This is a genomic window from uncultured Faecalibaculum sp. (genome assembly GCF_910588395.1).
In the GTDB taxonomy this organism is placed as follows: domain Bacteria; phylum Bacillota_I; class Bacilli_A; order Erysipelotrichales; family Erysipelotrichaceae; genus Faecalibaculum.
Genome location: NZ_CAJUPA010000014.1, coordinates 44,894 through 56,724 on the forward strand (window position 1 = coordinate 44,894; position 11,831 = coordinate 56,724).

The 11,831-nt window shown below is 52.7% G+C and carries 11 protein-coding genes, 5 tRNA genes and 1 pseudogene; 15 read left to right on the forward strand and 2 right to left on the reverse strand.

Annotated features, from left to right (window positions below):
* Nucleotides 1-102 precede the first annotated feature (102 nt).
* The 8 genes and pseudogenes from QZ305_RS05330 to QZ305_RS05360 all read left to right on the forward strand — a co-directional run bounded on the left by QZ305_RS05330 (nucleotide 103) and on the right by QZ305_RS05360 (nucleotide 6,517).
* Complete coding sequence (locus tag QZ305_RS05330) at nucleotides 103-417, forward strand: PTS fructose transporter subunit IIB (RefSeq protein WP_294730653.1); 315 nt, start codon at nucleotides 103-105, stop codon at nucleotides 415-417.
* Between the two features lie 4 nt (nucleotides 418-421).
* Nucleotides 422-1,501 (forward strand): PTS fructose transporter subunit IIC, encoded by a 1,080-nt coding sequence (locus QZ305_RS05335; protein ID WP_294730654.1) that lies wholly within the window; start codon nucleotides 422-424, stop codon nucleotides 1,499-1,501.
* A gap of 24 nt (nucleotides 1,502-1,525) precedes the next feature.
* Nucleotides 1,526-2,365: a class II fructose-bisphosphate aldolase gene (locus tag QZ305_RS05340; protein ID WP_294730655.1), complete on the forward strand. Its 840-nt coding sequence runs from the start codon at nucleotides 1,526-1,528 to the stop codon at nucleotides 2,363-2,365.
* 22 nt (nucleotides 2,366-2,387) lie between these two features.
* On the forward strand, nucleotides 2,388-3,254 hold the full coding sequence (locus QZ305_RS05345) for a ketose-bisphosphate aldolase (RefSeq protein WP_297565633.1): 867 nt from the start codon (nucleotides 2,388-2,390) through the stop codon (nucleotides 3,252-3,254).
* A gap of 254 nt (nucleotides 3,255-3,508) precedes the next feature.
* Nucleotides 3,509-4,105: pseudogene (locus QZ305_RS11780) on the forward strand (helix-turn-helix domain-containing protein); the annotation flags it as partial.
* Nucleotides 4,106-4,138: 33 nt separating this feature from the next.
* The gene (locus QZ305_RS05350) at nucleotides 4,139-5,239 is read left to right on the forward strand and encodes a transcription antiterminator (RefSeq protein ID WP_294730658.1); all 1,101 of its coding nucleotides are present in this window, start codon (nucleotides 4,139-4,141) and stop codon (nucleotides 5,237-5,239) included.
* A 49-nt stretch (nucleotides 5,240-5,288) separates the two neighbouring features.
* Nucleotides 5,289-5,738 (forward strand): fructose PTS transporter subunit IIA, encoded by a 450-nt coding sequence (locus QZ305_RS05355; protein ID WP_294730659.1) that lies wholly within the window; start codon nucleotides 5,289-5,291, stop codon nucleotides 5,736-5,738.
* 194 nt (nucleotides 5,739-5,932) lie between these two features.
* Nucleotides 5,933-6,517: a hypothetical protein gene (locus QZ305_RS05360; protein ID WP_294730661.1), complete on the forward strand. Its 585-nt coding sequence runs from the start codon at nucleotides 5,933-5,935 to the stop codon at nucleotides 6,515-6,517.
* 8 nt (nucleotides 6,518-6,525) lie between these two features.
* Here QZ305_RS05360 and recQ read toward each other — a convergent pair whose 3' ends face one another.
* A complete protein-coding gene (gene recQ / locus QZ305_RS05365) occupies nucleotides 6,526-8,358 on the reverse strand; it encodes a DNA helicase RecQ (protein WP_294730663.1) in 1,833 nt (610 codons plus the stop codon).
* 113 nt (nucleotides 8,359-8,471) lie between these two features.
* A complete protein-coding gene (locus QZ305_RS05370) occupies nucleotides 8,472-9,923 on the reverse strand; it encodes a CHAP domain-containing protein (protein ID WP_294730665.1) in 1,452 nt (483 codons plus the stop codon).
* 194 nt (nucleotides 9,924-10,117) lie between these two features.
* Here QZ305_RS05370 and QZ305_RS05375 point away from each other — a divergent pair, with 194 nt between their 5' ends.
* The 7 genes from QZ305_RS05375 (at nucleotide 10,118) to QZ305_RS05405 (ending at nucleotide 11,746) form a co-directional block, all read left to right on the forward strand.
* Nucleotides 10,118-10,531, forward strand: coding sequence for a hypothetical protein (locus QZ305_RS05375; RefSeq protein ID WP_294730666.1), 414 nt, complete (start codon nucleotides 10,118-10,120; stop codon nucleotides 10,529-10,531).
* Nucleotides 10,497-11,096, forward strand: coding sequence for an alpha/beta hydrolase (locus QZ305_RS05380; protein WP_294730667.1), 600 nt, complete (start codon nucleotides 10,497-10,499; stop codon nucleotides 11,094-11,096). Before QZ305_RS05375 ends, QZ305_RS05380 begins: the two co-directional genes overlap by 35 nt.
* A gap of 189 nt (nucleotides 11,097-11,285) precedes the next feature.
* Nucleotides 11,286-11,362, forward strand: a tRNA-Arg gene (locus tag QZ305_RS05385).
* Between the two features lie 12 nt (nucleotides 11,363-11,374).
* Nucleotides 11,375-11,451, forward strand: a tRNA-Pro gene (locus tag QZ305_RS05390).
* A 30-nt stretch (nucleotides 11,452-11,481) separates the two neighbouring features.
* Nucleotides 11,482-11,558 (forward strand) — tRNA-Met (locus QZ305_RS05395).
* Between the two features lie 9 nt (nucleotides 11,559-11,567).
* Nucleotides 11,568-11,644: transfer RNA gene (locus QZ305_RS05400), tRNA-Ile, on the forward strand.
* Between the two features lie 11 nt (nucleotides 11,645-11,655).
* Nucleotides 11,656-11,746 (forward strand) — tRNA-Ser (locus QZ305_RS05405).
* The last annotated feature ends 85 nt before the right edge of the window (nucleotides 11,747-11,831 follow it).

Consider the following 11,831-nt stretch of genomic DNA (forward strand, 5'->3'; position numbering starts at 1 on the left):
CTCGAGAAAAGGGGATAAATGATACCTTCCTTTTCTCATAAGAAAGCGCTTGCGGATAGCTGGTACGATACGGGTGTCAAAAAAAGAAAGGACGAGATACTTATGAAAATTGCTGCTGTGGCGGCATGTACCAGCGGGATAGCACACACGTACATTGCCAAGGAAAAACTGATTCGGGCTGCCGAGTCCATGGGACACACGATTCATGTTGAAACCCAGGGAACCATAGGAACCGAGGATGAACTGACGACTGAACAGATTCGGGAAGCCGATATCATTCTTCTGGCTATTGATATTGCCATTACAGGAACCGACCGGTTCGAAGGAAAGAAAATTGTGAAAGTTCCCACCAATATTGCCGTGAAAGCTCCCAAGCAGCTCATGACGAAAATTGAATCTGAGCTGAAGAAAGGATGAGAACATGCTGAAGAAACTGGAACTGAAAAAACATGCACTGACAGCCATTTCATACATGCTGCCACTGGTTGTGGCTTCCGGCCTACTGATTGCCATCGGAAATCTGACAGGTGGCGGAGTCATTGAAGATTATTCAGCTCCCTATACCTGGAGTGATGCTCTGACAAGCCTTGGCGTTATGGGAATGGGGCTGCTGCCTCCGTTCATCGCCGGTTATGTTTCCTTCTCCATTGCCGACCGTCCCGGTTTGGCCCCTGGCTTCCTCATGGGCTGTATTGCCAAAGAAATCGGAGCCGGCTTTCTGGGCGGAATGCTGGGCGGATATCTTGTTGGCTACTTTATCCTGTGGCTGAAACACATCATCAGAGTGCCAAAGTGGGCAGAAGGTCTGGTACCGATGATGATCATTCCGCTGATATCTTCTCTGGTCTGCGGCTTGCTGATGTTCTTTGTGATTGGTGTGCCAATTGTATGGCTGACAAACTGGCTGACTGAATTCCTCATGGGAATGCAGGGAGCCTCACGATTTGTGTTCGGAGCGATTATGGGGGCCATGGCTTCTTCTGATTTTGGCGGTCCGATCAACAAAGTTGCTTCTCTGTTTGCAGATGGGCTTCTGCTGGAAGGCATTCAGCAACCGGAAGCAATCAAAGTATGCGCAAGCATGGTTCCTCCGTTTGGCGTGAGCTTCTGCTGGCTGCTTTCCAAGATTTTCCACAAGCCGAAATTTTCCCAGGCTGAAGAAGACAATATTGCTGTGGCATTTCCCATGGGTTTGTGCATGATCACCGAAGGGGTTATCCCCATTGCCATGAACGATATCATCCGTGTGGTTGTGTCCTGCTGTACAGGTGCAGCAGTTGCCGGAGGGCTCCTGATGACATGGAACGTGGGTTCGCCGGTTCCCTCTGGTGGCGTCTTTATCATCCCGGCAATGACCAACCCGCTGCTTTTCACTGCCGCTTTGCTCATTGGTTCTGCTATTACCGGCGTCGTTCTGTTTATCCTGAAAAAGAAGCCATCCGAAGCTGAAACTGAGGAAGTGGAAGAGGAAATGGATTTGTCGGATATCCACATTGACTGATCTGGTAACCGTATGCTTGTATCCATGAAAAATATGCTGCGGCGTGCGCAGAAAGAAAACTTTGCCGTGATGGCAATCAACTGCTTCAACCTGGAAACCATGAGAACTGTAATCCAGGCTGCTGAGTCTATGAGCTCTCCCATCATCATCAACATCCTCCAGGATCATCTGCTGCGGCATGGTGATCCGGAGATATACTCCTGGCTTGCTGCTCATCTGGCCAAAGCTTCCACAGTGGATGTAGCTCTGAATATGGATCATGGCAGAGATGCGGATCTTCTCAAAGCTGCACTGGATGCCGGATTCACCAGTGTCATGGCTGATTTTTCCGATATGAGTCTGGAGGACAACATACGGGCTACCCGTGAAATTGTAGAGTATGCCCATGAGAGGGGAGCCACAGTGGAGGCGGAACTGGGTGGCATCGGGGAGGCCTGTGGGCATCAGACGGATAATGCAATGAAAACAGATCCGGCGATTGCAGAACGGTTTGCCAGAGAAACCGGCATTGACTGTCTGACGGTTTCCTACGGATCCAGCCATGGGACATATCCGGAAGGATTTATTCCACCATTTGATATTGAAAGACTGAAGGAAATTCACACAGCTGTGGATATTCCCCTTGTACTTCACGGAGGCTCTGGCAGTGGACGAAAAAATATCGAAGAGTCTGTTGCAAACGGCATTTGTAAAATCAATGTCGGCTGTGACTTCATGAACGGATGCCGTGACGGGCTGGCAACAGCACTCGCGGAAGATCCTGCTATCAACTATTTTGAACTGATCCATGGTGCGGAACCGGCAGGTCAGGATGCAGTCCGTCAGTATATCTCCTGGGCTGGATCAGAAGGAAAAGCGGCGTAAAGCCCGGAAAGGAAAAATAACTATGCTGATGACAATGAACGAAATTCTAGCCCCTGCAAAAGAACATGGATTTGCTGTACCGGCATTCAACATTGGAAGTGACCAGCTGCTTAAGGCAGTCATGAGGGAAGTGGAAAAACTGGACTCGCCTGTGATTCTGGAGATGAGTCCGGATGAATTCAATTTTGTCGGGGATACACAAGTGCACGCCATGATTGAAGAGGCTCATAAATCACCGGTTCCGGTTGTTATTCATCTGGATCATGGAGATACTTATGAAACAGTATGCAGAGCCATTCAAGCAGGCATGACTTCTGTCATGATTGATGCTTCCAGGCTTCCTTATGAGGAGAATGTGGCGGTCACCAAAAAAGTGGTGGAAACTGCGCACAACTGCAACGTATCAGTGGAAAGTGAACTGGGAACCATCGGCTCCACCGGTAATTCCATTGAGGGAGGCACGGAAGGAGTTATCTACACCGTTCCGGAAGAAGCGAAGCAGTTCATTGAGGATACAGGAATCGATACATTTGCAGTAGCTATTGGTACAGCTCATGGTATCTATCCTTCAAACATGAAGCCTAAGCTGCGTATTGATATTCTCAATGAAATTACAGATCAGGTAAAAGTCCCTCTGGTACTGCATGGTGGTTCTTCCAATAAGGATGAAGAAATCCGGGAAGCTGTTAAAAACGGTATCTGCAAAATCAATATTTCCAGTGATATAAAGAAGGCATTCTATGATAAAACCCGTAAGGTACTTTCAGACCATCCCGAGTACAGAGAACCGCTGGAAATTTACCCGGAGCCCATGAAAGCCTGTGCTGAGGTGGTGAAAGAGAAATGCAGTCTCTTTGATTCCACCGGAAAGGCTTCTCTCTACCGATAAAAGCAAAGCGAAAGGAGTCAGTTATGAGTCAGACCGTTGTTGATTCAAATGTATTTGAAGTGTTGCGGATCCTTTTGAAAGAACGAACCGTCAGTGCATCCGGTCTGGCTTCATCTCTGAGTATTTCAGAAAAAGCGGTTCGGCTGCGGGTGAATCTGGCCAAGGATTTTCTGCAGGAGCAGGGATTGGGAACCATTGAAAAAAAGCCTAGAATCGGAATGACGCTGGTGGCTGATGTCAATCAGATACGTCAGATGGAAAATCTTCTGTCAGAGACACCCGTAATTTCTCTATGCGGTCACAACAGAGTCAATATGGTGATTTGCAGACTGTTTCTGTTGTCACAGGGACAGGCACTGACGACAAGACAGCTTGCTGATTCACTTTATCTTTCCAGTCCCACTGTCCTCAAAGCTGTCCGTGAAGCAAGGAAATATCTGGAGTCGACAGGTCTTCGCGTGATTAATGAACATGGACGAGGATTTTACCTGGAAGGACCAGAGAATGAATACCGAACGGCTTTTGCGGAGTTTATCCAGAATCGTCTGCCAGAGCAGGAATCAAAAGAGTTCCTTCAGCAGTATTTCTATGGTCTTGATCTGAATGGAATCATGAATGCCATTCAGCGGATTCAGCAGGAATGGAATTGCAAACTTTCCTCTGCCTCCTTTCAAAATGCTCTGATTCTCTGCGGGCTTGCCTGCCGTCGCCAGGGGCTGAAAACAAAACTGTATATTCCTCAGGAGGATGCGAGACTGCTGACACAGTACAGTGAGTATCTGTTCGCTGCTGAAATTCTGAAATCAGTGTCAGCGCTGACCGGAATAGAATTTCCAGAAGAGGAAATAATTTTTCTTGCCATCAGAATCATCTGTTTTGGATTTGTGAAACCCAGTGACAAGCAGCCTGTCTGGCAGTCGATTGAACAGTATGATGCGACCCTGGCAGAATTTGTAGATGAACTGGTAGATACTCTGTCGCAGATTCTGGAAAAAGATCTTTCGATGGACAAACAGTTTCGAGAGAGTCTGGCCTATCATCTGCGTTCAGCGGTATTCCGCCTGCGGCACGGTGATCAGCAGAAAAATACCCTTCTCCCATATATCCGTCAGGAGTACCGTCAACTGTTCAAAGTCAGCTGGTATCTGAGTCTCCTGTTCGAAAAACATTTTGGAATCCAGATTACCGAGGATGAACTGGGCTATGTGGTTCTGCTTATTCAGGCAGCCCTGGAGCGAAAGCGTTCATCCTGCACAGTGGCAGTTATCGCAGATTTTTCCCGCAGTTATGCAAGTCTTGTCTGCCAGCGGCTGCGAAAGTATCTTCCGGAAATCACAACCATTCATGTTGTAAGCCGGTATGATTCGACAGATCCGGATTGTCGGGATGCGGACTTTATTCTTTCCCGTGCTCCGATTCATCAGAAAGATTCCAGAATCATCATGATCGGGAATCTTCTGGAGGATCAGTACATGACTGAGCTGATGGAAAGGATTCGACAAGCACGGCTTGAGCGCCAAACTTCGGCTTGCCGGTTCTCTCCAATTTGCCATCCACTGTTTCATCCGGAGTTGATTTTCACCAAAGTGAAGATAGATACCAAAGAAAGGCTCCTGCAGCACATGTGCCGGGAGATGGAGCAGCTGGGATTTGTCAAAAGCGGGTTTTACGAGTCAGTAATGCAAAGAGAAAATCTTGTTTCAACCTATATAGGTGATAATGTCTCTCTGCCGCATGGAAATCCGGAATATGTGAACCAGTCCATAGTGGCAATTGCAGTGCTGGATCATCCTGTCTCCTGGGATGGAGAATCGGAAAGCGGTGTGGTCGTGCTTCTTGGGATGAAACTGTCCACCAGGGAAGACAAGAAAAGGACACAGGTGTTCTACAAGGAGCTGGTTGCTTTGCTGGAACAGAAGGATGAACTGGATAAACTGAAACAGATGGATTCAGCCTTCGACCTGTATACAAATCTGATCAAGTGAATATGACGGATGATTCACAGATAATGGATATGTGTTAAAGGAAATTTATATGAAAATGAATGATATTCTCGATGACAGAGTCATCGACTTGAATGCCCATGCAACGGACAAAGATGACATATTGACTCAGCTGTCCGGAAAACTGCAGAAGGCTGGTTATATAGACAATGCTGAAGAATTCAAGAAAGACATTTATCTGCGGGAAGCAGAGGGGTGTACTGGAATTGGCAGCTATATTGCAATCCCCCATGGAAAAAGCGATTCTGTCACAAATGTGGGTATTGCCATTGCCAAACTTGATGAAGAAATTGAATGGGAAACCCTGGATGGAAAAGGGGTTAAACTGGTCTTCCTGTTCGCTGTCAGCAATGATACGGCGTATGCCCGCAATCATATGCTTCTGCTGGCCGATATTGCCCGTAAACTCGGGAACGATGAGGCAGTGGAATCCATGCTGATGGCAAAGACAATTGATGATTTGCGAGCAGTTTTCGGCTGAAACGGCTAATTATGCTTGTGAGAGCTGAAAAATAAAAACAGCTGCCTTTAAAACCAGACCTGAATGATCTGGCTTAGAGGCAGCTGTTTTGCAGTTGCAGCCTGTGGAAATGTGAGAATGCCGGCTGCAGGGGCAGGAGACCGTGACAAGCCGGCATATTTGACGGCACCGTATGCCTGTGGGACACTGCAGACATGAAATACACAGTTGTCGATACACTGAACGATGTGCAGGCCCATGTCCGGGTTGCCGGACAGGATCGCCTGCGGGAAATCTTCCGCTTTCCCCGGGATCAGAAAGATGTCTTCGATCTCATGATGCAGGGAAAATCCATGCCGGAGGTGGAAGAATCCTGTCTCGAAGAAGCCCGGGCGCTGTCCCATGACCTGGACATGCTGCAGCTGGCCGGGCCGGAATCCCATCTGCTCAAGCCGCTGGAGTATGAAATCATGAAGATCCCCGGGGGCACCGGATGGCAGGTGGAGGTGCTGAAGCCCTGGCTGCTGCCGCTGTCTGTCTTCCGGCGCTACCACACCCTGACCCCGGCAGAAGAACGGATCCTGACCGGGCAGCTGACAGAAGCGCTGAGAGAAGCAAAAAAAGCCCGGCTGGAACTGGGCCGGGTGACGGACAGACATATTTATCTGACCGGAGAGAATCAGTTTGTGCTGGATGGATTTGACAAAGCGGGGGACCGGGATGACCTCTCGGATCTGGCGGATCTTGTCTGCGATCCGGCGCTGCGGGAAGAACTGCAGGGAAAACCGCTCTTCGGCTGAGGGCAGAATCAGTCTTCCGCTTCTTCCTCCTGCCCGTTTTCCCGGTTCCATTTCTGAATGGTCCGCAGAAAGGCATTGCCGTATTTCCGGAATTTCACATCCCCCACGCCCTGTACCCGAAGCATGTCGCTTTTCGTGCAGGGCTTTTTGGCAGCCATGGCGTGCAGCGTGGCATCGTTGAAGACCGCATAGGCCGGGATTCTGTGCCCGGAAGCCAGTTCCCTTCGGGTCTGCCGCAGGGCTTCGAAGAGATCGTCGCTTTCCGCCAGCACGGTATAGCGCTGCGTGGAGGTGGCGGTTTTCACCACCACCGGGCTGTGGGAGGAAATGGTCCGGACGGCTTTTTTAGTCAGGGACAGCACCGGGTAGTCTCCGGTGATCTGCAGATAGCCGTTTTCACACAGCTGCCCGGTCAGTTCCTCCAGGGATTTCGCTGTGTGTTCCCGGAGCTTGCCGTAAGCCGGGTTGTCTTTCAGGTTCCGGCTGCGGATGAATTCCGTGTCCGCCCCCCGCAGCACTTCGATCACCCGCTTCTGCCCGAACCGGGACCCGGTGCGGATGATTCCCGCAAACAGCGCCATGGCCACGGCTGTCACATCCCGGTCTTCGTAATCCGCCAGACAGTTGGAGCATTTGCCGCAGTCTTCCTTCGGGTCCTCCCCGAAATACCGCAGGATCTGGGAACGCAGACAGCTGGTGGACTGGGCGTAGGCCCGCATCTGAAACAGCCGGTCCATGTCCCGCTTCTGCACCAGCGCGGCTTCTTCAGCCGACAGCTCCGGGTTGGGTTCGCCGTTTTCAATCATGAACGTCTGCAGCCGCAGGTCCTGGGGGCTGTAGAGCAGAATGCACTGCGCCGGATCTCCATCCCGTCCCGCCCGTCCTGCTTCCTGGTAGTAGGCTTCCATGGACCCGGGCATCTGATAATGGACCACATAGCGCACATCCGGCTTGTTGATGCCCATGCCGAAGGCATTGGTGGCCACGATCACCGGGATCCGGTCATAGATGAAGTCATCCTGTGTCTGCCGCCGTTTCTCTTCGCTCATTCCCGCATGATAGGGCCGGGCGGACAAGCCGAGTTTCTGCAGATGCTCCGCCACTTCCTCCACTGTTTTGCGGGTGGCGCAATAGACAATGCCCGACTGATCCTGCCGCTGCCGGATGATGTGAGCCAGGGCGCTTTTCCGGTCGGATTCCCGCCGCACCTGCCAGGTGAGATTGGGCCGGTCAAAGCCGGTGACCACCAGCGCGGGATTCTGCAGCCCCAGCAGGCTGATGATCTGCTTTCTCACCGGTGTGGTGGCCGTGGCGGTGAAGGCAGCCACAGGAGGACGCTTTGGAAGAGAGTCGATGAACTCCCGGATTTTGAGATAGGAAGGCCGGAAATCCTGCCCCCACTGAGAGACACAGTGGGCCTCGTCCACCGCAATCAGGCTGATCTCCAGCTCCCGGCAGATGTCCAGAAACGCCGGCGCCGTCAGCCGCTCCGGAGCGGCGTAGACAATCCTGTACTGTCCCTGCCGCATCCGGGCCAGAGCCGTCCGGTACTGCCCGGCGCTCAGGGACCGGTTGAAATAGGCAGCGGGGATGCCCGCTGCCAGCAGTTCCCGGACCTGGTCCTGCATGAGGGAAATCAGCGGGGAGATCACCAGGGTGATCCCCGGCAGCGTCAGAGCCGGGACCTGGAAACAGACGGATTTTCCGGCACCTGTGGGCATCACCGCCAGCAGATCCTGTCCGGCAAGAATGGTATTCACGGCCTGTTCCTGCCCCGGCCGGAAGGAGTCATAGCCAAAATATGTGTTCAGCGCTTCCAGAGCGCGGGTCGGTTCCTGCATGGAAGCATCATACCACGGGCAGCACCGGGACGAAGGCGGAAAAAAGTCCTGCAGGTTCACAGGTCCTGCAGGACGTATGGCTGATCAATGAGCCGGTTATACCCGGGAAAAAACTATCTCCAGGCCACGGCGATGTCGATCTGGTACGGGTTGGTGAGGGCGAACTCGCCGGTGTCGCAGACGATGCCGGTTCCCAGCGACGTTTCCACCAGGGAGCCTCTGGGGTGAACCCGGAGATCGGCAGCCACCATGATGTAGCGGCCGAGCATCTTGCATCCGTCGGAGCGTACCCAGTACAGATCCTTGTTGCCCATGGCCCGCATGATGTTCACCACACCGGTCATGGGAAGGTTGTAGTAGGTTTCCTTGCCGGAGGGACCCATGATGGTGCCGGTCTGCCGGTCAAGGGGCTGTCCGTGCCAGACACCTTCCACTTCGTCGAAGCTGAAGTATTCCAGGTCGCCGAACTCGGTGTCTTCCAGTTCTTTGGAGCGGTCCTGGAATACCGTGTGGTTGTATTCGGGGTGTTCTGCATCCAGGATGGGGTTGGCGTAAGTGACCTGCCCGTAGGCCTGTTCCAGAATTTCCGGGGTCACCACGCTGGTTTTCCAGTCCAGTGTGGCTTCTTCCCACACCGGGTTGGAGATGCCGTCGAAGTTGGCTTCCTGGATGAGCATCAGGTCCTGTTCTTCATCCACGGCCAGCACGATGCCCACGTGGTTGTGGTCATAGTCGCTGGAGAATACGGCACCGGCTTCGGGTGTATCGGAGCGGACGAACTTGTCCGGGTGCGCTGCCAGCAGCTGATCCACACACTGATTGCCGTTTCCGGTGAAGCCGGGATCGAAGCCGTAGATTTCATAGAAGCGGCCCCAGGCAAACCAGGTGCACTGTCCCCAGAGCGCCGGTGTGTTGTAGGAGCTGGAAGAGCCTTTCCAGGCTTTGGCGTTGTCAAAGTCCGGCAGCAGGTGGATGTCCCCGAGGCCGGGGATGGTCAGCCGTGCGTCTTCCATGGTGTTGATGACCTTCAGCGGCGCATAGGGGCCGGCGGGAAGGGGATAGGTGGTGTTGTCCGGAGATGCCGGTTCATAGGGTGCCACCGGAACTGCAGGCTGCACGGGAGCCGGCTGTTCGGGTGCCGGCGTCTCCGGCTGTTCGGGCCCGGCCGGTTCTTCGGGTTCTTCCGGATTTTCCGGTTCCTCGGGATCCTCGGGCTCCTCAGGATCTTTCGGCTCCTCCGGTTCGTCGGGGTCCTTCGGTTCTTCAGGTTCCTCCGGTTTGTCCGGAGTCTCCGGCTTGTCGGTGTCATCCGGTTCTTCCGGTGTGACCGGTTCCTGCGGCTGGTCCGGAGTTTCGGGTGCCGCCGGGGTGTCTCCCTCTTCCGGGAGAACGGGGTCTGTATTGGTGATGTCGGAATCCGCTGTTCCAGGCTGGTCTGTGCTGGCGGATGAAGAGCCCTCCTGGCCGTCATCCGGTACAATGGTTTCAGCAAAGACAGTCAAACCCGCTGCCTGGGCGGAAATACAAACAGCCGTCAGAGCTGCAAATAATTTCTTCGTGTTCATAATCGGTATCTGAAACTGTTTTCCTTTCCTTTCCTGTTCTTTCTTCGTCTTTCCTCACCATTCTATCATATCCCGCTGCCGCAAGGTTTATCCTTTTTATAACAATTTCCGAAAAAATAGAGAATATGACCATCATGAAACAGGTTCCAAAGATAATTCTGACGATTTTTGTCTTGATTTGCATTTTCCTTGTAATGAACGCGCAATGGATTGCCCTTCTGACATTTGTAATGATTTCCCTGGCAGGACTCGTTCTTTTTTCCCGGATTCTGGCACGGTTTGCCCTGGACCGGAAAGCCCGGCTGAATCTGGCATCGTATTTCGATTACGAGACAGAGCACAGCTGGCCGGATTTTCGGGCAGCCGCCGCACGGCTTGGGCAGAACCGTCAGACCTGGACCATGACCAGCCGGGACGGGCTGCACCTGGAGGCGGGATACCGGCTGGGAGAGCCGGAGAGTCACAACTGGGTCATTCTCTGCCACGGATATGGCGATGACGCGCCAGATGGCATGGCCAAATACGCCCAGTCCTATATAAAGAAAGGCTGGCATAAAGAAAGGCTGGCATATCCTGACACCGGCAGCACGGGCTCATGGAGGAAGTGAAGGTCGCTATATTGGCATGGGCTGGCCGGAGCGGCTGGACATCTGTGACTGGATCGGGGAAATCCGCCGGAAGGACCCAAAGGCTGAAGTGGTCCTGCATGGGGTCTCCATGGGCGGCGCCACGGTGCTCAATGCAGCGGGAGAGCAGCCTGAGGGACTGCAGGCTGTGGTGGCAGACTGCGCCTTTACGGGAATCCGGGAAGAGTTCGCAGCCCAGGCCCGGGCTTTGTTTGGACTGCCATCTTTTCCGGTGCTGGATCTGGCAGTGGTGTGGGCCGGTAAGTGGATCGGGACCAGCCTGAAGCAGACCAGCACCACTGCCCAGACAGCCGGAATCAAAGTCCCGGTGCTGTTTATTCACGGTGCCCGGGATGAGTTTGTTCCTTTTGAAATGCTGGACCGGAATTTTGACGCCTGCAGGAGCCCGAAAACAAAGCTGGTCATTCCGGATGCTGCCCATGCAAATTCGGTATTCAAGGATCCGCAGTACGGTGAAAAAGTGATGGCGTTTCTGGAGAAGGTCAAATCGGGTGAAGAGATCCGGGATATGTATGATGGCAGCTGAGCCGGTGATGAAAGAGGGAGAAGTGTCACCGGCGGAAATTTCCGGCGAAAAGTAATGGACAGAGGGAGCTGGAAGAGATATAGTAAACAGGCAGTCCGGCGGAAGTCGGTCGGCAGAAACAGAAGTTCAAAAAATGCTTGCATCGGGTTCTGAAATCTGATATAGTAAGTGAGCACTTGATGAACAAATGCGCCCATAGCTCAATTGGACAGAGCGTTTGACTACGGATCAAAAGGTTGCGGGTTCGACTCCTACTGGGCGCGCCATTATGTTTTTACCGGGATGTAGCACAGCTTGGTAGTGCACTTGGTTTGGGACCAAGGGGTCGCAGGTTCAAATCCTGTCATCCCGACCATCCTAAAGAAAACTGAATCCCGTTAACTCTGGCTGGATAGCTTAGTTGGCTAGAGCATCCGGTTCATACCCGGAAGGTCGTGAGTTCGAGTCTCACTCCAGCCACCAACTGTTTTTGGACCCTTAGCTCAGTTGGTCAGAGCATCCGGCTCATAACCGGCGGGTCGTAGGTTCGAGTCCTACAGGGTCCACCACTTGTTTACATGGAGAAGTACCCAAGTGGCTGAAGGGTCCGGTCTTGAAAACCGGCAGGTCGTGTAAGCGGCGCATGGGTTCGAATCCCATCTTCTCCGCCATATTTTCAAAAGTTTAACAAACTTATTTACATCGCGGGATGGAGCAGTCTGGTAGCTCGTCGGGCTCATAACCCGAAGGTCGTTG

Excerpts from the sequence above, each read along its gene's own strand:
- QZ305_RS05345 (WP_297565633.1), top strand. The coding sequence starts at position 2,388 with ATGCTGATGACAATGAACGAAATTCTAGCCCCTGCAAAAGAACATGGA.
- QZ305_RS05355 (WP_294730659.1), top strand. The coding sequence starts at position 5,289 with ATGAAAATGAATGATATTCTCGATGACAGAGTCATCGACTTGAATGCC.
- QZ305_RS05330 (WP_294730653.1), top strand. The coding sequence starts at position 103 with ATGAAAATTGCTGCTGTGGCGGCATGTACCAGCGGGATAGCACACACG.
- QZ305_RS05375 (WP_294730666.1), top strand. The coding sequence starts at position 10,118 with ATGAACGCGCAATGGATTGCCCTTCTGACATTTGTAATGATTTCCCTG.
- QZ305_RS05370 (WP_294730665.1), bottom strand. The coding sequence starts at position 9,923 with ATGAACACGAAGAAATTATTTGCAGCTCTGACGGCTGTTTGTATTTCC.
- QZ305_RS05335 (WP_294730654.1), top strand. The coding sequence starts at position 422 with ATGCTGAAGAAACTGGAACTGAAAAAACATGCACTGACAGCCATTTCA.
- QZ305_RS05360 (WP_294730661.1), top strand. The coding sequence starts at position 5,933 with ATGAAATACACAGTTGTCGATACACTGAACGATGTGCAGGCCCATGTC.
- QZ305_RS05340 (WP_294730655.1), top strand. The coding sequence starts at position 1,526 with ATGAAAAATATGCTGCGGCGTGCGCAGAAAGAAAACTTTGCCGTGATG.
- recQ (WP_294730663.1), bottom strand. The coding sequence starts at position 8,358 with ATGCAGGAACCGACCCGCGCTCTGGAAGCGCTGAACACATATTTTGGC.